This window comes from Roseiconus nitratireducens, assembly GCF_008629675.1.
GTDB lineage: Bacteria > Planctomycetota > Planctomycetia > Pirellulales > Pirellulaceae > Stieleria > Stieleria nitratireducens.
Map to the genome: position 1 here is coordinate 65,728 of NZ_VWOX01000003.1, position 18,683 is coordinate 84,410.

Here is an 18,683-nt window from a genome sequence, read left to right on the forward strand (position 1 = left end):
TGCGCGTCACAAGCCCTTGGATCGGCCTGACGTTACTTCCCTGGCAGAAACCGCCGTACGGAAACCGACCCGAACGACCGCCAGCGGCCCGTCAATCGTCGTCCTTGCCGCCACGCAGATGCGGCAACCGGCGGCCCTGCGACTGGGCGATGTCCAGTTGTTCGTTCAAGCTGTCCAGGTCCAGCGGCACCATCGGTATGGTCATCAACGCCTCCGGATCGATCTCGCTGCTGGCTTTGCGTTTGGCCAATTGCTCGACTTCCTCTTCCAGGGCGGCCAACCAGGAAGGCACGTCCAAGCCGACGCCCGTGGGAGTGCGCGACAGGATTTCGGCTTCGTCTTCAAGCATTTCAAATCGCGTGCTCCAGCGTCCGGCTTCGGCGTCTCGCATGGCCGGCGGAACCAGGGCGCGCATCCGCGCGATCGTCATCGGCTGGACAAACCGCTCCAGAATCCTGTCCGCGACCGTGGGCATCCGCATCGAATAGCTGCGTTGCATTTCTCGCAGCCGCATCACGAACTTGTCCGCTTCGGTGCCGATCCGGTCGCTCAAACTCCGCCGCCACATGATCGCGGCCTTTTCCAGTCCGCTGCGTACCAGAACTTCGTGGGCCCACATGACCGGCTTCAGATTCCACGCGATGCGCTCGTAGCTGGCCCGCAATCGCAAGAAATCCATGAACATGTACACCAGGTCGCCGCGATCGCTTTGCGTCGTCGTGCTGTTGTAGTCCTGGTATTCGGCGTGGTGATCGATCAATGATTCATAGACCAACGTGATCCATCGATCGGCCTGGTTCATTTCCAGGTGACCGCTCTTCAGATCTTCAAACAATTGCATTTCGGCGATTTGAGGATCGTCTTCGTCGATCACACGCTGCAGCCAGTCGGTCACGCCTTGATGCAGGATCGCCCGCACATTGCTCAACTGCAAAAAGACCTGGGTGAAGATCGGGTCGCCATAACGGCGGATGAATTCCACCAGCCGTTGCCACTTCTTTGGATCATTGACCGATTCCAACGGCGACAGACGCAACGTCTGGCTATGCTCCAGCCAAGATCCCAACATGGTTTCGGTCAATCGCTCGACCAGCGGAATCAGACTTTCGGCCACGGCCGCATCGTCGGTCGGCGATTGGTCACCGGACTGATCACTGACGACCGCCGCGGTCAACGCTTCGACCAAGGCGCGGAACCCGTCGCGAAACAGACCGTCGAATTCCGTGACCGCGCCAATCCCGACGCTGTTTTGCTGCTCCATCCGCCGCGACACCTCGATCAGACGGCAGGCTTCGCTGATCAGACCGCGCCGTGGCAGCCAGTGCATCAGGTGCCGGAGCACCCGCTGCCGCAACCGGGCCACAAAGATCTTTTCGGGATCGCCGCCTCGGGACAGGGGGATGTACAGTAGGTTTTCGTCACTGATGGCGTTGACGTATTCCGGAAACAGCGATCGTGTTTCCTCGGCATCACCGACGATCAATGAGGCATACAGCCGGACCGCCTGCAAGTCATCTTGGAACATTTCGTCCAGACCGGCGACCGCTTCGGCGTTGGCTCCGGTACCGTCCTGCAGCGACGGGTGCCGGCGGAGGTGGGCGATGATCGTCCCGCAAATCAGCCGCCGCGCATCGGACATCTCGACCGCGGTGCCGATGATCCGCTCCATCAGCGAATCTCGCAGGACCCGCGAGCGGTCGTAATCACGCATGGAGGCGTTGTCACTTCCGCCACAGGAAATCTTGTACGACCGCACCGCCTCCAACAGATCCAGCAGCCCGACGCGATTGACCTTGGCCCGCTCGGCCCAACCACGTAGCGCCACCAATTGTTCTCTCGCCCGTTGTGGATCGTCTCCGGCGGGATCGGTGGCAACGATATCGGCGGCAACCGACCACATCCGGGCCAGAGACTGCAAGAAGGCAATCCGGTCGACCAGACGCTTCCATTCAATCTCCAATTCTTCTCGGCTGGTGTCGCTACCGGGTTCGAAGACCGATCCGTCGATGCCGTCTTCGCTACTGCCCTTGAAGGTGATTTCGTCCAGCTTGTACGGATTCTCCTTCGGCTCTTCCTTTCCGAAAGGCACGTCATCCGATTCCGTTGGTGCGATTCCGTTTCCTTCTTCGCCAAGCAGGAACGTCGGCGCGGACCAAAAATCCTCCGCATTGGCTTCGAAGAAGTCGAAACACTTCCGGGTCAAGCTCCAGACGTCAATTTCCTGGTCCGCACCGCCGTTCCCGTCCAGACTGTGCGGAAAGTCCTCTTCGAATTGTTCTTGCCACGGATCGGCGGGCCGTTGACCGCGAAGCTTCATCAGCCAGCGTTCGGCCAAACGTGGCAACGAATTGCCTCCCTGGCGCAGACCGATCGTTCCGGCGTTGCAAAGCCAATGAATCAGCAGCGCCATCGACGGCAAAAAGTCGTTGCGTTCCAACAGGGCGGAAATGACCAGCGAATACGCCCGCGGGGAATCGAAGAACTCCGCGTGCGGCTTCCAGAATGCGACGTCACCGGCCGCGGCGCCTCCTTCATGCCAGACCCGCAACGCTCGAGCAACCAGACGAGCCGATTCGTAGGAGTCCAGCGGATCGGCCGCCTCCAACGATTCCACCGTGTGGGCACCGAATTGCCGCCACCATTCGGCCACGTCCCGGTACAGCCGGCTGATCGTGTCGTAGGCGGCGACGTCATTGCGGGCGGCTGCTTCGCTCCACACCCGCGCCAGGTAACTGAACAACTGGTCGATCAGGTACAGCAGGTCATCGACACGCGAGTCATGCACGCTGCATTCGGGACTCGGATGCAAACTGAACTGGCCGCCAAACCCGATCAGATCCCAGGGATCCGCCAGGGCGCCGCAGTGAATCGCCCGCCGCAAAAGATCAAAGACGCGCGGTGCGACTTCGATCGCCAAGTCCAACTTGCCGTCGCGAAGTGAACGCAGGCCAAAGGTGATCTCGCAATCGATGCGGCAAATCATCCGGGCCGAAGCGGCCGGCACCACATCGATCTGACGCGTGGCGGCGTCGGGGTAACCCATCCGGGCATACAGCCGCGCCAATTGCACGTGTTGCACCTGCGCCGCACGACGTTCGGCCAAAGCGGCATTGAGGTGTTGACGCGCTGCGCCGAATGGCTGGCGACGGATCTGCTGTTCGTCCATCAGCCGCGCGTGATGCTCGCCCTTCAGCTTATCAAGCCGGTCCAGATAAAACGCGTCACGGTATTCCGCGATCGGCTTCATCAACGTGCCCAGCGTGACTTCGCTGGAGTATGCCGCGGGTCCCGAACCGCTGACACCGCTGGCCATCAAGATCGTCCCCGCCAGCACCGTCGCGGCCTCCTCGAGCAACTCCTGGCGATCCAAACCGGTGCGTGACAGCAGGTCGCCATCGTTGACGCGGCTGAGCAGCGCGTCCAACGTGACTTGGCGGAGCACAAATCGGCTGTAGTAGCCGTCCGCATTGACGCTTCGCTCGTCCCATCCGCCGAAGTGGTAATTGGGCCGACGATTGACCGGATGATCAAAGTCGTAAGCACGCGGATCCAGCGCCAGTTCGGCCAGCTGTTCGATGTTGAACGACGCCGCCCGCAGGATGTCTTCGTCGGTTTCCTCCAGAATCGCGATCACCCGCGTGATCAGTTCGCAGTACGATCCCGCCGATACGCCGACGTGGCGGACGTACAACGGAATCGGACGGACAAATTCGTGGGGATAAGGCTGACAGCGACGATTCTCCAACATCGCAACGGGGCGATACCCGACAAAATCATTGAGCCACAGAATCGCGCGTTCGACCAATGCGTCGGCCAGCGGGTTGTCCTCCTCGGCATCCATCCCGCCCGAGTCGTCCTCCGCGTAGAACTGCAGCACCGCCTCGGCGGCGCGGGCCAGGAAGAATCCGTTGAACAGCACCTCCGGCTCCTGATGAAACAGCAGGTCGCGGTGGTAGTCCATGTAGGCCGGCAAGAGCTCGCTGAGCAGCAGCCGGGCGATCGTCCTGGCCTGCGTGGTGTCAGCAAAGGCCGTGTTGGACTCCGAAAGCTCGTCCAGAGTCAGACCGATCCAGTCCTTCAGCACCAGCCACGCCGCGGGTCCGGTCAACGGATCTCCCTGGCTGGCGTGATCGAACACCTCGTTCCACAGCAGGTCGATCTTGGGATCGCGGCTGCCGCTGGAAAAATTGAGATATCCCGCCAACCGAATCAGTGAATCGCAAAGCGATTCGGGTCGTGGAACATCGGGCATGGGAAGTGGGGCGGATCGACGTGGTGGGAAGGGGACCCTCGCGCCCAGACGGCGGGGCGAGTTGGTGCAAGCGATCGGCTGAGCCTTGTCGGATAACGGCGGCGAACGTCGTCAATGTCCCGGGGGTCGGGATCACGTGATCGGGATCGTCCCCTCGAGGGACGAACCCTGTCCTGGGCGAACCCTGCGCGGGGCGTACCCTGTGCGGGACGTACCCTGCGCGGGACGAAATCGTGACGGATGGCTGCGACGCCCGGTCCGCTTCGAAAACGATCTCTCCTACGCTTTCGCTTTTTTCTTTTTCCCGGCTGCCTTCTTTTTGGCGGTTTTCTTGGCAACCGTCTTCGTGGCGGTCACGGTCTTTTTGGAGGCTTTCTTTGACGTCGTCTTCTTTTTGGACGCCTTCTTCGCAGCGACTTTCTTCTTGGACGATTTCTTGGAAGCCTTCTTCCGGCCGCTAAAAATGGAGTCCCAATTGTTGGCGTACTGTTCGTTGGTTCCGACGCGCAAAATCGTCATGATCTAAAGCTCCTTGCTAAGTCTTGGGGAATCACAAATGCCCACCGCGAACTGGGGCGAATGGGCGTTCATCAGGTAGGGTATTTCGCTAGGGTCAAAGGCCGCGTCGACGCGTCATCGCTGACTGCTCACGGGTCCTGGGTGATCCGTGGAGCTCGCCGCACGAGGATGCCCGACACGGCGAAACTTCGCCGGGGAAATCGGGCGGGCGGCGGAACCACTGCCGGCAAGCGCGTTCAAAGAATCGCTGAGGTGGATCGGACGCGTCATCCGGCATGGATACTCTTGTAACGTGCCTGTTTGACGGTGTCGGGATCCTCGCCCAACCGTTCACGCAAGTTCCGGTCGTAGACTTCGAAGTTGCCCTCGCACCACGTCACTTGGCCCTCGCCTTCGAATGCCAGGATATGCGTTGCCAAGCGATCCAGGAACCAGCGGTCGTGCGAAGTCACCACCACGCATCCGGCAAAGTTCAGGATCGCCTCTTCCAACGCCCGCAACGTGTCGACGTCCAAGTCGTTGGTCGGCTCATCAAGCAGCAGCACGTTGCAACCGCGGCGGAGCAGTTTGGCAAGGTGGACGCGGTTGCGTTCACCGCCGGACAGCTTGCCGACTTTCTTTTCCTGGTCGGGGCCTTTGAAATTGAACCGTGACACGTAGGCGCGGGCGTTGACATTGCGACCACCCAGCACGATCGTCTCCGTCCCGCCGCTGATCTCTTCGAACACCGTGTGGTCGTCCTGGAGGGAATCTCGGCTCTGATCGACGTAGCCAAGATCCACTGTGTCGCCGACGCGAAACTCGCCGCTGTCCGGTGGTTCCTTGCCGGTGAGCATGTTGAACAGGGTGGTCTTTCCGGCCCCGTTGGGGCCGATCACGCCGACGATGCCACCGGCGGGCAGCCGAAATGTCAGGTCGTCGATCAACACCTTCTCGCCGAAGGCCTTGTGAATGTTCTTGCCCTCGATCACCAGGTCGCCCAAATGGCGATTGGAGGGAATCTGGATTTCCAAATCGTCGGGACGATCTTCGTACGTCTGCGATGCCAGATCTTCATAGGCCTTGATCCGCGCCTTGCTTTTGGCCTGGCGGGCTTTGGGGCTCATCCGGATCCATTCCAACTCGCGTGCCAAGGTCCGTTCACGGGCTTTCTGCTGGCGCTGTTCCAACTGCATCCGCTTTTGCCGGGCTTCCAACCAGGCGGTGTAGTTGCCTTCGAACGGGATGCCGCGGCCGCGGTCGATTTCCAAAATCCACTGCGCGACGTTGTCCAGGAAATATCGGTCGTGCGTCACGGCGACGACCGTCCCCGGGTACTTGGCCAGGTGCTGTTCCAACCACGACACGGATTCCGCGTCCAGGTGGTTGGTCGGTTCATCGAGCAACAGCAGGTCCGGTTGCCGGATCAACAGCTGGCACAATGCGACGCGCCGGCGTTCACCGCCGGAAAGTTTGGTCACGTCGGCATCGCCAGGCGGCAGATTCATGACCGCCATCGCCATTTCGACGTGACGATCAAGTTCCCACAGGTCGTAGGCATCGATCGTGTCTTGCAACGCCGCCATTTCGTCGCACAGCTTTTGCATCTGATCGTCGTCGGTGACGTCACCCAGCTGCATGCTGATCTCATTGAACCGATCGACGATTGCGCGGCGTTCGGCCACGGCGGTCTGAACGTTCTCGAAAACCGTCTTGGTTTCATCCAACGGCGGTTCCTGGGGCAGGTAGCCGACGGTGAACCCCTTGGTCAACCGCGCCACGCCATCGAATTCCGTATCCTGACCGGCCATGATCCGCAACAACGTCGACTTTCCGGCGCCGTTGGGCCCCAACACGCCAATCTTGGCGCCGGGATAGAACGCCAGATGGACATCATCCAGCACGGTCTTTTGGCCGTGCTTCTTGGTCAATCCGGTGACTTGATAAATGAACTGCCTGGACATGTGATCCTATTCCCACTCAATGGTCGCGGGCGGCTTGCTGCTAATGTCGTAGCAGACCCGATTGACGCCCTGGACTTCGTTGATGATGCGTGTGCTGATGCGAGCCAACAGGTCATACGGCAACCGGCTCCAATCAGCGGTCATGAAATCGTTCGTGTTGACGCTGCGCACGGCGATCGCGTTGTCATAAGTGCGGGCATCCCCCATCACGCCGACGCTCTGCACCGGCAACAACACCGCGAACGTCTGGCTGGTTTCCCGATACAGGCCGGCGTTTTCAATTTCCTCGATCACGATCGCATCGGCCGCACGAAGCACCTCCAACTTGTCGCGGGTGACTTCGCCCAGACAACGAACGGCCAACCCCGGGCCCGGGAACGGGTGACGCCAGACCAGCTTTTCCGGCAATCCCAATTCCAAGCCCAACCGGCGGACCTCGTCTTTGAACAGATCACGCAGCGGTTCGATCAATTCAAAACCGAGCTCTTCGGGAAGTCCGCCGACGTTGTGATGCAACTTGATGGTCGCGGCGGGCCCGTCAGGATCGGCGCCGCTTTCGATGACGTCGGGATACAGCGTGCCCTGGGCCAGAAAGTGCGCATTGTCGATGCTTTCGGCTTCCTTCTTGAAGCATTCGATAAAGTCGTGACCGATCCGGCGGCGTTTTTCCTGCGGTTCGGCGACGCCGGCCAGGGACGCCAAAAAGCGGTCTTCGGCATGCACCACGTGCAGGTCAGTCTTGAAGTGGTTGCTGAATTCGTCGATCACCAAGGACTGCTCGTTTTTCCGAAGCAGTCCGTTGTCGATCAGGATACATGTCAGCTGGGTGCCGATCGCCTTGTAAAGCAACGCCGCAACGACCGAAGAGTCGACACCCCCGCTGAGCCCGCAGATGACCCGGCGGTCGCCGACCCGATCCCGAATCTGCGTGATCGCGGCTTCCGCAAAATCACTCAATTGCCAGTTCGGCTCGCAGCCGCAGATGCCGCGGACAAAATTGGCCAGCACCTGCCCGCCCAGCGGCGTGTGCGTCACTTCGGGGTGAAACTGCATCCCATAGACGGGCAGTTCCTTGTGCCCGATGGCGGCGTAGGGACAGGTCCGGGTGCGGGCCAGCGCCTCAAAGGAATCACTGATCGACGACACCTGATCGCCGTGGCTCATCCACACGTCGATCGCGTCGGGCAACTTGTCAAACAGCGTCCCCGGTTGGACGATCTGGCAGGTGGCGTGCCCGTACTCGCGGGTTTCGGTGTTGTCGACTTTGCCCCCCAACGCCTCGCAGGCCAACTGCATCCCGTAACAGATCCCCAGGACCGGGATCCCCAAGCGAAACAGTTCCGGATCGCAACGCGGTGCCCCCTCGTCGTAAACACTGGACGGCCCGCCGGACAGGATGATCCCCTTGGGCGCCAACTCGGCGATCCGTTCGGCCGACAGGTCGTGGCGAAGGATTTGACAGTACACGTTCTGCTCGCGGACTCGGCGGGCGATCAGTTGGGCGTACTGCGATCCGAAATCGAGGACCACGATCCGCTGGTCGGTCAGGGCCGGCGCGACGGCGTCCGGGGACGACTTGGGATCGCCCGACAATCCGGAGGGATCGGATGAATCAGCGGGATGGGCTGGCGATACACTCATGCAAACGTGTGTCGTGTGGGAAGCCGGAAAGGCAAATCGTGACTGGGAATCCGCCGCTTGTCGCGTGCACGCCATTCCGCCGGAAACGGAAGCAACACGGCCGCAACAAGTTTGGGTGACGATTGCGTGGTCGCGGGACACCGATCGAATCGACCACGCCGGATCGAATCGCCCACGCCCGGGCAAGTCCGAGCCGCCAGAGCAAGTCCGAAAAATCAGAGCAAGTCCGAAAAACGCGTGTTCCACCCGCCGGCATGTCCGCTGCCGTCGCCAAGACCAAACGGGGAGTGTAGAAAATGCTCTGCGGATCCCCAAGGGGCTAAACCTTGCGGATCGCTTCTGGACACGACCGACGCGTCGACACCGTCGCCGTTTCAGGCAGCCGGATGGCTGCCGGTCGGGGGCCAAGCACCGCCGCGACCACCCGCCGGATTTGCTTCCGTGATGGAGTGTCGTCGGTACGTGACGGAGTCCCGCCGGAGTGCAAACCGCGACGGCAATCTTCTCTGCCGCGCCATCGTTCACCACTCACACGGTCCGCCCCACCGCTGATCCCACGCCCCGTTACGACGCTGTCGCATCCAATCAGCGGCTCCAGATTCATCGCTCCCCAACACGACCCGCTCTTGGAAACCCCATGCGAATCCTTTTGACCAACGACGACGGAGTCTTCGCCCCCGGACTGGCAGCGCTCGAACAACAACTCCGGCACCTCGGCGAGGTGTTTGTGATTGCGCCCGCGACCGAGCAGTCGGGCGTCAGCCATTCCATCACCTACCTGACTCCGCTGGTGGGCAAGTCCATTCATCGCGACGGACGCCACTGGGCTTGGGCCGTCGAAGGAAGCCCGGCCGATTGCGTCAAACTGGCGATTGCCGAATTGCTGCGGGACGAACCGGTCGACCTGGTGGTCAGCGGGATCAACAACGGGCTGAACGCTGGCATCAATGTGCTTTACAGCGGCACCGTCGCCGCGGCGATCGAGGGAGCCTTTTTCGGCACCACCAGCGTCGCGGTTTCCTTGGAGTACGACCCCGACGCCGACTTCCAATCTGCCGCGGTGATCGCCAAAAAGATCGTCGCGGGGATCGCCCGCACGGCGGACGCCAAGGGGAAACTTTTCAATCTGAACATTCCCACCGCGGCCACCCAGTCGGCCGCCGAACTGCAAATCGTTCCCATGGGGCTGGCACAGTACGGCAACCGCTACGAGAAACGCCAGGACCCCGGTGGGCGGGACTATTACTGGGCGCTGTGGGAAGAGCCCGCCCAGCCTCCGCCGGAACAAACGGACATCACCGAATTACGCAAAGGCAACGTGACTCTCAGCTGCTTGCAATTCGATATGACCAACCATGGGGTCACGGAGAAAATGCGGTCCTGGGGACTCAAGATTTGATCCGACCGCCGGACATTGATCGAATCGGCTGGACGTTGATTGAATCGGCTGTGATGGACGTCCCGTCGGCAGAATCGGCACAACACGCCGGCCGGTGCCATCCGGGGGGATCGGCGGCCAGAAATTGGGGATTGGTTTCGGCCGATTGTGGAGCCGGCTTCACCGGAGAGCTATCCTTGACGATCGGTCGCGCCGGGCCGGCGTCACGTTCCCGGCAAAACCTTCGGCAACGCGAACGGTTGTGCCTTTTCCCCCAAGCCCAACATCGGCTCCATGGCGGTTTCTTCTCAATCGCAATCTCATTTCCGACATGCTCTCCTGCGGCACCTTCCGGTGCGGTGCCACCTGATCGTGATGTTGTTGGCACTTGCCGCTTCAGTCCGGCCGCTGCCCGCGGCGATCGTTTACGACGAAGCGGTCGACGGAGAACTCACGTCGGACAATTTGGCGCCCCAGCCGATCAATTTCACGATCGGCGACAACACGGTGGTGGGGACCGTGGAAAGTTCCCAGGGTGTCGGGAACGTCGATGTGTTCACGTTCAACGTTCCGACAGGCGTTCAGTGGACCTCCATGGTGGTCGACAACTACGAATCGACCGACAGCCTGGCATTTGTCGGAATCAACGACGATTCCTTTTTCCCGTACAACACGTTCGAGCTGGATCTGGTCAATTTCGGCGATTTGCCCGACGACGCCTTCTTGGGCGGAACGACCTTCAGCAGCTTTGACCTGGGCAACGACATCCTGCCTCGCAGCGCCAACGTGGCGGGCCGCGGCTTCACCGCGCCCCTGCCATCGGGCGACTATTCGATCTACATCCAGCAAACCGGTGCGATCACCGACTACGCTTTGACTTTCAACCTGGTCAGCGCCGTCCCGGAACCGGGCGTCGTCTCCCTGCTGCTGCTGGGCAGTGTTTCGCTGTTGATGCGTCGTCGCGGACGACGGGTTTCGCTGTTGATGCGTCGTGGCGGACGACGGAAGGGACTTTGCATCGATCGATAGCAAGACGTCAGGCACAGCCTGACCTACCGAATTGCCGCACAAAAGCTGGGCAGTTGAAGCACTAGAAACGCGGCGACGGACGCCGCCACTGCAAACCGTCCCCGGAACTCGGGTCGCTTGAATTGGTGGGGAAGGGCTCCGTTGACGGCAGCGAAGCGGACCCGAACCGGCTGGCCCCTTCGAATCCCGGTCGCGACGCAACGGACGTTGCCGAATCGAAGTCCGTCGCATCGGAACGCTGGAAGGTGCTGGTGTTCGACTGGCCGATCGTGGGTCCAGACGGCACGCTGGCCGAGGTGGGCGTGAAGTTCGATGCTTGTTGGGGATAGTAGCCCGGCGGATTCGGAGCGGTGGTCAAATCGATCACCGGCATTCCGCCGTAGGCCGGAGAGGAAACGCCCGGCGCGTTCGATGGCGCGGTGCTGCCTCCGGGCGGCGTCGTGTTGTCGTATCCCGCTCCGAAGGTCGTCGTGTTGGGTGTCGCGGATCCTTCACTGACCCAACCCGTTTGGCGAACCGACGAATCCGGTGACCCGCCGGCATTGGCCGCGACTCCGTTGGATATCGGCGGGGAGGCGTTCAACTCGGTAACCCCGCGGGTCATCCCGGAGGATCCCAGTGCCGCTCCGGATGGCATTGCACCGGTCGGTGCATAGCCCAACGAAGCTCCGCCGGGGCCCAACGAAGCTCCGCCAGGGCCCAACGAAGCTCCACCAGGAATCGACGCCCCGTAGTTGGTTGAAGACTGGTAGGAACCGGTCGGCGGAGGCGGCACGCGGGTGGGTGCCCCCGTGGCGCTGACGCCAGGCGCCGGCGATAGCATCGCCCCGGGTTGCATCGGCGACACCGGCGTCAATGGCGACGCCTGGCCCATCGACGAAACCGCCCCGTTGGTTGCATTGCGGCAACCCGCCAAGCCGGACACACCGATCAGTGCAACCGAGCCCAGGGCCAGAGACGAAAAAGCGGAGAAGATGTGATTTCGCATGATCAAATCGTGTGTGCGAGATAACGGGTGCATCTGGGCTTTAACAAATCTGAAGATTTTGTCGAAAGTCCAACCGCTGGAAAAACCGTCATTTCGAATTGAAATCGGCTTGACCGCAAAAGCCGGCAATTCCGCCTTGCGGCCGTGTTCCGATTCGAAAGGTCGCCAGAAATCCAGCTCCGCAAACTTTCGGTGACCTACAGCTTTCGTAACGGCTTTCCCGAGCTGGAACCTGGATGCTTGCGACCGCCGCGTGCCAGCCCCGTCCTGCCTCCCTCATCACGACCGGACTTGGCACGCTCGGTCCAGCATCCAGCCCTCCAAACGCTCCACCCCCTTCGCCTCTGCCCGGGCCCCCCGCCGCCCTTCAGACCTCGCGGATCCGTCGCGACCGGGTCCGGCACGACGCCCCATGCTTCGCCTGCTCCGCCAAGCCCGAAACGCGATTTGCGGCCCCCTGCATGATGCCGGCTTGCGGCGCCGTGTTGCCGGCGGCGGTGCGCCCGCGCTGGTGCCTTTCTATCATCGCGTGGCGGATCACACGTCCAATCCATGGACCATCTCGCGGAAGGAATTCGCCCGCCACCTGGACTACTGCCGTGATCGCCTGACGCCGGCGTCATTGGATGTCATCCAGGCCACGATGGAATCGGGCCGCAACGACCGGTGCTTGTTGAACATCACCTTTGACGACGGCTACGCGGAGAATTGTGACTTTGCGATTCCGCTGCTGATCGAGCGACACGTCTGCTGCACCTACTTTGTGACGGTCAACCACATCGTCCATCAACGGCCGTTCCCCCACGACCAGCAGAACGGCGCTCCGCTGGCCGTCAACACGGTTCGCCAGCTAAGAGAGATGGCGGATCATGGCGTCCAGATCGGACTTCATGCCCGTGACCACGTGGACTTCGCAACACTGACCGCCCCCGACCAGATCGATCAACAGATTCGCCAGGGCAAAGACGAACTAGAGCAGTTGATCGGACACCCGGTCCGACATTTCGCCTTTCCGTTCGGAATGCCCGCCCAGCTGACTCGGGCCGCAATCGCAGGCGTCCGTCGCGCAGGGCTGGCCAGTTTTTGCAGTGCCTTTGGCGGCTACAACCTGCCCGGACGAGACGCGTTCCATCTTCGACGCTTCCACGGCGACCCGGAATTCAGCCGGTTCCAAAACTGGGTGCGATTTGATCCCCGCAAACTGCGACGCGAACCCCCAGTGCCTTACGACACACCGGACCCCACACGTCGATCCTCCGGGGCGCCGGAATGCGATCGGCTGGCATGTGAAGCGAGCGCAACCAATGCCGCCGAGTCGGATCGCCCCCACGTCGGTGCCCCGCAATGACGCTGCGTCGTTGGTGGCGCAAGGTACCGCCCCGCAATCAGATCCGGCCGCTGCGATGCCAGTTCGTGATCACCAGCATGCCGGTGGGCGGTGCCGAGACGCTGCTGGTCAACTTGCTGCGAAGACTGGATCCGTCGGTGCTGCAACCGGAAGTGGTCTGTCTGAAGGAACCCGGCCCGCTGGGCGAAACGATCTCTGCGGAGTTCCCTGTTCACAGCGGACTGCTCCGACGCAAATGGGATGTCCGAGTCTTGTTCAAATTGATGCGGCTGATACGAGCCCACCGTGCGGACGTCGTGATCACCGTGGGAGCGGGGGACAAAATGTTCTGGGGCCGCCTGGCCGCGTTTCTGGCCGGGGTCCCGGTGATCGCATCGGCCTTGCACAGCACGGGGTGGCCCGACGGTGTGGGGCGGCTGAACCGCTTGCTCACGCCGCTGACGGACGCGTTCATCGCGGTCGCCAAATCACACGGCGAGTTCCTGCAGCGTTTCGAGAAGTTTCCAAAGCAAACAGTGCATGTGATCCCCAACGGCGTGGATTGCCAACGTTTCAAACCCGACGCGGATGCCCGCGGTGACGTGCGTGACGAATTGGGCCTGCCCGAACACGCGCAGCTGGTCGGAATCGTCGCGGCGTTGCGTCCGGAAAAGAATCATCGGCTGTTGCTTCAGGCCGCGGCCGAACTTCGCCATCGAACGGAACTGCACTGGATCGTGGTCGGCGACGGACCGCTGCGGACCTCGCTGGAAACGTTGGCAACAGAATTGGGGATCGACCGGCAAGTGCACTTTCTGGGGACCCGCAGCGACACGCCGCGTTTGCTTGCGGCCCTGGACGTGTTCACGCTCTGTTCACTCAACGAAGCCTCGCCGGTTTCCATCCTGGAAGCGCTCGCCTGCGGGATCCCGGTGGTGGCCAGCGACGTCGGATCGGTGGCGGAGACCGTTGTGCCGGGTCGGACCGGAAGCTTGTTTCCGGTGAACGACTTGAATGCCATGACGCGGGCGATCGAATCCCTGCTGGACGACCTGCTGGGCGACCGCAACGTTTGTCGGCGGATGGGCGAAGCCGGCCGCGAGCTGGTCTTGCGGCAGGGATCGCTGGAGTCGATGGTTCGCGGGTATCAAGAGCTGGCGACGACGCTGTATGACCGGGCCAGCCGGCGAGAACGCTTCGCAAGGAGCACGCGGGAAAGTAAACTTCCCGCATGACCATCACGAGTCACTTCATCGTCATGCTGGCCAAGCTCTTCAGCGGCTTCACCGTGCGCTGGGTCGATTGCCAACCGGACACCTGCCAGCGGATCTACTTTGCCAACCATACCAGTCACCTGGACGCGGTGGTGTTGTGGTCGGCGCTGCCGCGTGAATTGCGTGCGATCACCCGGCCGGTTGCCGCCAAGGACTACTGGTCACAAGGCTGGATCAAGCCTCACATGGCAGAAAGTTTCAACGCGTTGCTGATCGACCGCAAAGAGATCAAAGTGCACCGCAGTCCGATCGACATCATGCTGGAAGAGATGGGGGACGTGTACTCCCTGATCGTGTTCCCGGAAGGCGGACGCAGCGCCGGAGACGAGATGGGGGAATTCAAGAGCGGGCTGTACTACATGGGAAAGAAACGCCCGGATCTGGAACTGGTGCCGGTGTACATTGACAACGTCAACCGCATCCTGCCCCGCGGCGAAGTGTTGCCGGTCCCGCTGCTGAGCTGCATCACGATCGGCGCCCCGATCTTCCTGGAATCCGGCGAGCCCAAGCAAGCGTTCTTAAAACGGGCTCGCGAAGCCGTCCAAAAGTTGAAAGACGCTTGATGGTCAAGTCGGTGTGACGTCCTGATCGACGGGCTGGCCGGCGGTCGATCGGTTCAGAAAAAACGGCCGTGCAAAAACCACGCGTTCGGACCCTGCAGGTCTCGAAAGACCCACCACAACTGCCCCCGATCGGTTTCGATGCGATAGTAATCCCGCCGCACCGACGGCCCCTCCCACCAACCGGTTTCGATCCGTTCGGGGCCCCAGAAATACGCCACCCGGTGCACCTGACCGTGCACGCGAAAGGCGGGCAACCGATTCGCGTTGCCGCCGGAGCGGGCGGGACCGGGGTCTGGCAATCCCGACGGGACCACGGCCAACGGGATCGGGTTCCGCAGCAATTTCACGGGCCGCCGCCGAGCATCTTGTGACGAGGGAGCGACGAACCGTTCGTGATGTCGCCGGCCGGTGGCCGTGAACGGGTGATCGCTGGTACGGTCCTCGTTCGTTTTCTTCTTCTCGGCGGGGGACGACAATTGGCGGAGCGCCCGCCGCACGGAATGATCGGTCAACGAATAGGTTCGGTACGCTTTTTCCGGCAACGGATTCCGGTTTAGCCGAACGCCCAACACCGCCTCGCGTCCCATCCGCACCGTCAATGCATCGACCAGACGCGACAGCGACCGCGGGGAGGCGCCGTCGCTTTCCAAACCCACCGGGTCCTCCGCGAACAACGAACGCTGCGTGGTTCGCATCCGATCCGACTGCAAGACCTCCAGCGTGATTGCGGTGATCGGCGACGGCAACCGCCGTGACTGCAGCCCGGCGTGAATCAGTTCCCCCAGATACGCCGCATCCAAGGTCGGCGCAAACAAGCCCACGCGATGCTCCCAGCTCCGTTCATCGACCAATCGGAAGCGGCACACCAGACGCAAAACCCCACGCCCATCCGTCTGCGCGACAAGCTGTCGCGTCAATCCTTCGATGCGGTCGGCGACGATCTGCAAGTCGTCGGTCGGGTATTGCAATACGTGCGTCGCCTGAGGTTGCGGGGCCTGCCGAATCACGTGCATCGGCACTTCGTATTCGCCCAGAATCTCCGCCAGACGTTTGACCAGCGGCTCACCCAAACGGCGAGCAAGCCCGGCGCGTGGTAGCCGGATCAAAGCACCGACCGTTTCGATCCCCAGCCGATCCAGCGTGTGCCGGGTTTCAGTCGCGATCCGCAACGCATCGATCGACAACGGTTCCAGATCCGCCACCAGGTCTTGGGACAGAAAGTCATCCCGGCGGTTGTAATGGGCATGGGCCCAGGCCGCGGCGGCGTTGTCGGCGATCGCCAATTTGGCCTTCAGCCCGAATGCCGCCAAACACCGGTGGGCGGCCGCCAAAATGCCGGACTCGCCCCCGAACAGGTGCGCGACCCCGGACAGGTCACACAGAATCGTCTCGGGCTGATTGATCACTTGGCCGGCCCACGGCCGGCGATCGAGCGTTTCGATCGCCACCAACGGACTGAGTTGCTCCTGCAAGGCCGCCGCAACGCGTTGCAGCGCGATCGAGTCGCTCAGCGGATCGTGCTGCTCCACCCACGGTCGTTCGGCCGCGGCGGCGACCGAGCGGCCGCGACGTCCGTCCCCACCACTGCGAAGGGGAACACCGCGAAGGGGGCCATGGCTGACCAGTTCGGTGGCTTGCGCGATCGCGATTCCGGGCCGGACGCCCAAACGACGAGCCCGGGGACAGCAAGCCACGACCACGCGCCCGCCCCGGGGATCGGCCTGCCACAGGATCACCGGCCGCGGCGCTGTCTCCACTGGCGCAGCCCTTTCCGGCGAGTTAGCCGGTGGCTGCGAGTTAGCCGGTGGCTGCGAGTTAGCCGGTGGCTGCGGGGGCGGCTCGGTTGGCGTCTGCCCGCGCAAGCGAGGCTCGTTTTGCAGTCGTTGGATTGGCCAATTCCGCAGCCAGATGCCTAGCAGCCGTTTCATGCCGTCGAGTATCGCTGGAAGGAAGGGGATGGATCACGGCTTGGTCATCAATCTGCAACGTGACCTGCTGCCCCTGCCGTCCTCCGCGGACGCGATCCAGTGTCACCGAAATCGTTTCGAAATCGCTGCCGGTCCGCAGGCGGGGCGGGCGAAAGGCCGACGAGGGATCCGCCCCGGCCGAAGCGTCAGCCCGCCGACGTTTCTCCGCCACGTAGAACTGCACCTCGGAAAAGCTGGGCTTGCCCCGAGCTTCAAAGCCACGCACCAACAGCCCCGGCGTCCGGCCGGTTTCGGCGGCCAACTGCAAACGCCGCGCGTCCCGGTCATCGACCCGCATCGGCAGGGCCGCCCAGACCGCCGCAACCGCGCCGCTGCGGAGCGCCTGGTCGATCGTCCAGATCGCGTCGCCGGCGGTGGGAGGACGCACCAGGATCAGACGTCCGACGGCGATCCCCAACGCCGCCGCGGCCGGCGGATAGAACGTGCCGTCACAATCGACCACCAACAGCGGTCGGGCAGGGGTCTGACGCAAACGTTCGGCAGCGGCCAACAGCGCCAACGACCCCGCCGCGGCACTTTCATGAGCGGCAACCCACTCGGTCAACGTCGCGGCCAGCAGCCCGCCAGCGGGCAACCAGCCATTCATCACGTCCGATCCGGTGGAAAACACCGCTTCTTCGGTTCGCCGAATCGTCGTGATGCAACCGACCTGGTCCCGCAACTTTCGCAACACCCGATCACGACGTTCACGCTCGGATCCGGGAGACCGGCGACCAGATTCCTCGCCCCGGTTGGGCTCGATCGCTGCCTGGGATGATGGCCGGCAGACGGCCGCGGTGGAATCCGACGCGGCCGGATTGCCTGCCGCATTCGCCACCGACGCATTCAGCACCGCTGGAGCGAAAGCCTTTGCCGCCGACGCTTTCGTCGTCTGCCGGGGTGCCGACGTTTTCGCCCCGGAAGCCGGCGCGGCGGCGTTCATGAACGAAAAGAGTTGCTGGCTGGCCATGACGATTATCCAGACCAAGGAAAAGCGAAAACGGGGGTGCACAACCGGAAGCGGCGGACAATGCAAGCATAACCGATGCTAGCAATCTAAACTGTCTTTCTCGTCCCCTCCGGAGGGCGGCGGCCTGCTTCGAACCGGGTCGAACCGGATACCGTGGACGGCGGGCCGGGGGTACAACCACACCGACCCATTGGCAGCCGCCCCCCACTCATCAGGCACAATCAGTCGGTCTGCTAACCAGCGGGGCACGCACGGGAACGCGAGCACGGGAGCAGGAATCGCTCTTCGCCCTCCCACGTTTCTTCTTTCGGCAAAACACTCGATCACAGGACACTTTGGATGCTGTCGCGAATTCGATGGTTTTTGATAATCGGCGGCGTTCTGGTGCTGGCGATCTTCTCGTTGGCCAACACCGAAAACGTGCCGCTGACGATGCCTTTGGTGTTCAACACCGAACTTCCGCTGGCCATGTTGTTGGCCGTTTCGTTCTTGATCGGCTTCATGGTTGGATCGCTGTGGACGGCTTGGATGCTGCGTCGCCCGGCGGCGCACAAAACATCTGGTCGGAGCGCATCCGGCAAGGGCGCATCTGGTAAGGGCTCCGGGACAAAAGCGCCGCCCGCAACCGCCCCCTCTTCGACCGAGCCTGCGGACCGTCCCCCCGATCCCCATCTGCCGTGACCGGCCAAGACGTGCTTTAAAATTCACCCTCCCTCCCAGGAAGTCGTGCAGCTTTCCGAGCAAGGAAAAGACTTGCTTTTCTGAAATTCACCCTCCTCCGGGAGGGTCAAAGGCGAGGCACGAGCCTTTGGGGAGGGTGTCCTGTAGAACC

At 62.2% G+C, this 18,683-nt stretch carries 14 protein-coding genes; 6 read left to right on the forward strand and 8 right to left on the reverse strand.

Features of this window, described 5'->3' with window-relative positions; all coding sequences use genetic code 11:
* Positions 1–91 precede the first annotated feature (91 nt).
* From FYK55_RS05645 to guaA, 4 genes are all read right to left on the reverse strand, one after another.
* Positions 92–4,252 carry a hypothetical protein gene (locus tag FYK55_RS05645; protein WP_150075423.1) on the reverse strand — a complete coding sequence of 1,387 codons (4,161 nt, stop codon included), beginning with the start codon at positions 4,250–4,252 and terminating at the stop codon, positions 92–94.
* Between the two features lie 279 nt (positions 4,253–4,531).
* Positions 4,532–4,771 carry a hypothetical protein gene (locus FYK55_RS05650; RefSeq protein ID WP_150075424.1) on the reverse strand — a complete coding sequence of 80 codons (240 nt, stop codon included), beginning with the start codon at positions 4,769–4,771 and terminating at the stop codon, positions 4,532–4,534.
* Between the two features lie 266 nt (positions 4,772–5,037).
* Positions 5,038–6,714, reverse strand: coding sequence for an energy-dependent translational throttle protein EttA (ettA, locus tag FYK55_RS05655; protein WP_150075425.1), 1,677 nt, complete (start codon positions 6,712–6,714; stop codon positions 5,038–5,040).
* Between the two features lie 6 nt (positions 6,715–6,720).
* Positions 6,721–8,355 carry a glutamine-hydrolyzing GMP synthase gene (guaA, locus tag FYK55_RS05660; protein WP_150075426.1) on the reverse strand — a complete coding sequence of 545 codons (1,635 nt, stop codon included), beginning with the start codon at positions 8,353–8,355 and terminating at the stop codon, positions 6,721–6,723.
* Positions 8,356–8,992: 637 nt separating this feature from the next.
* Between guaA and surE the strand changes: the two genes are divergently transcribed.
* Positions 8,993–9,754, forward strand: a complete 762-nt coding sequence (surE, locus tag FYK55_RS05665) for a 5'/3'-nucleotidase SurE (protein ID WP_150075427.1) — start codon at positions 8,993–8,995, stop codon at positions 9,752–9,754.
* Positions 9,755–10,027: 273 nt separating this feature from the next.
* On the forward strand, positions 10,028–10,762 hold the full coding sequence (locus FYK55_RS05670) for a PEP-CTERM sorting domain-containing protein (protein WP_150075428.1): 735 nt from the start codon (positions 10,028–10,030) through the stop codon (positions 10,760–10,762).
* Positions 10,763–10,823: 61 nt separating this feature from the next.
* Here the strand turns inward: FYK55_RS05670 and FYK55_RS05675 are convergent, their stop codons facing one another.
* Positions 10,824–11,750 carry a hypothetical protein gene (locus FYK55_RS05675; RefSeq protein ID WP_150075429.1) on the reverse strand — a complete coding sequence of 309 codons (927 nt, stop codon included), beginning with the start codon at positions 11,748–11,750 and terminating at the stop codon, positions 10,824–10,826.
* Between the two features lie 412 nt (positions 11,751–12,162).
* Here FYK55_RS05675 and FYK55_RS05680 point away from each other — a divergent pair, with 412 nt between their 5' ends.
* The 3 genes from FYK55_RS05680 (at position 12,163) to FYK55_RS05690 (ending at position 14,914) form a co-directional block, all read left to right on the forward strand.
* Entirely contained in the window at positions 12,163–13,098 is a 936-nt protein-coding gene (locus FYK55_RS05680; RefSeq protein WP_150075430.1) for a polysaccharide deacetylase family protein, read from the forward strand.
* A 77-nt stretch (positions 13,099–13,175) separates the two neighbouring features.
* The gene (locus FYK55_RS05685; protein WP_235908506.1) at positions 13,176–14,312 is read left to right on the forward strand and encodes a glycosyltransferase; all 1,137 of its coding nucleotides are present in this window, start codon (positions 13,176–13,178) and stop codon (positions 14,310–14,312) included.
* On the forward strand, positions 14,309–14,914 hold the full coding sequence (locus FYK55_RS05690; RefSeq protein WP_150075432.1) for a lysophospholipid acyltransferase family protein: 606 nt from the start codon (positions 14,309–14,311) through the stop codon (positions 14,912–14,914). Before FYK55_RS05685 ends, FYK55_RS05690 begins: the two co-directional genes overlap by 4 nt.
* A 53-nt stretch (positions 14,915–14,967) precedes the next feature.
* Here FYK55_RS05690 and FYK55_RS05695 read toward each other — a convergent pair whose 3' ends face one another.
* The 3 genes from FYK55_RS05695 to FYK55_RS29595 form a co-directional block, all read right to left on the reverse strand.
* Complete coding sequence (locus FYK55_RS05695; RefSeq protein WP_150075433.1) at positions 14,968–16,671, reverse strand: Y-family DNA polymerase; 1,704 nt, start codon at positions 16,669–16,671, stop codon at positions 14,968–14,970.
* Positions 16,672–16,729: 58 nt separating this feature from the next.
* A complete protein-coding gene (locus FYK55_RS05700) occupies positions 16,730–17,851 on the reverse strand; it encodes an ImuA family protein (protein ID WP_150075434.1) in 1,122 nt (373 codons plus the stop codon).
* Between the two features lie 323 nt (positions 17,852–18,174).
* Positions 18,175–18,354 (reverse strand): hypothetical protein, encoded by a 180-nt coding sequence (locus FYK55_RS29595; RefSeq protein WP_235908451.1) that lies wholly within the window; start codon positions 18,352–18,354, stop codon positions 18,175–18,177.
* Between FYK55_RS29595 and FYK55_RS30085 the strand changes: the two genes are divergently transcribed.
* Positions 18,284–18,532, forward strand: coding sequence for a LapA family protein (locus FYK55_RS30085; RefSeq protein ID WP_390621711.1), 249 nt, complete (start codon positions 18,284–18,286; stop codon positions 18,530–18,532). The two genes, FYK55_RS29595 and FYK55_RS30085, sit on opposite strands and share 71 nt — an antisense overlap.
* The last annotated feature ends 151 nt before the right edge of the window (positions 18,533–18,683 follow it).

Bases quoted from the DNA above. Each gene is read 5' to 3' on its own strand.
- FYK55_RS29595 (WP_235908451.1), bottom strand. From the start codon at position 18,354: ATGAAGCCGATCAAGAACGAAACGGCCAACAACATGGCCAGCGGAAGT.
- FYK55_RS05700 (WP_150075434.1), bottom strand. From the start codon at position 17,851: ATGGCCAGCCAGCAACTCTTTTCGTTCATGAACGCCGCCGCGCCGGCT.
- FYK55_RS05650 (WP_150075424.1), bottom strand. From the start codon at position 4,771: ATGACGATTTTGCGCGTCGGAACCAACGAACAGTACGCCAACAATTGG.
- FYK55_RS05690 (WP_150075432.1), top strand. From the start codon at position 14,309: ATGACCATCACGAGTCACTTCATCGTCATGCTGGCCAAGCTCTTCAGC.
- FYK55_RS05685 (WP_235908506.1), top strand. From the start codon at position 13,176: ATGCCGGTGGGCGGTGCCGAGACGCTGCTGGTCAACTTGCTGCGAAGA.
- FYK55_RS05670 (WP_150075428.1), top strand. From the start codon at position 10,028: ATGGCGGTTTCTTCTCAATCGCAATCTCATTTCCGACATGCTCTCCTG.
- guaA (WP_150075426.1), bottom strand. From the start codon at position 8,355: ATGAGTGTATCGCCAGCCCATCCCGCTGATTCATCCGATCCCTCCGGA.
- FYK55_RS05680 (WP_150075430.1), top strand. From the start codon at position 12,163: ATGCTTCGCCTGCTCCGCCAAGCCCGAAACGCGATTTGCGGCCCCCTG.
- FYK55_RS05645 (WP_150075423.1), bottom strand. From the start codon at position 4,252: ATGCCCGATGTTCCACGACCCGAATCGCTTTGCGATTCACTGATTCGG.
- ettA (WP_150075425.1), bottom strand. From the start codon at position 6,714: ATGTCCAGGCAGTTCATTTATCAAGTCACCGGATTGACCAAGAAGCAC.
- surE (WP_150075427.1), top strand. From the start codon at position 8,993: ATGCGAATCCTTTTGACCAACGACGACGGAGTCTTCGCCCCCGGACTG.
- FYK55_RS05675 (WP_150075429.1), bottom strand. From the start codon at position 11,750: ATGCGAAATCACATCTTCTCCGCTTTTTCGTCTCTGGCCCTGGGCTCG.
- FYK55_RS30085 (WP_390621711.1), top strand. From the start codon at position 18,284: ATGCCTTTGGTGTTCAACACCGAACTTCCGCTGGCCATGTTGTTGGCC.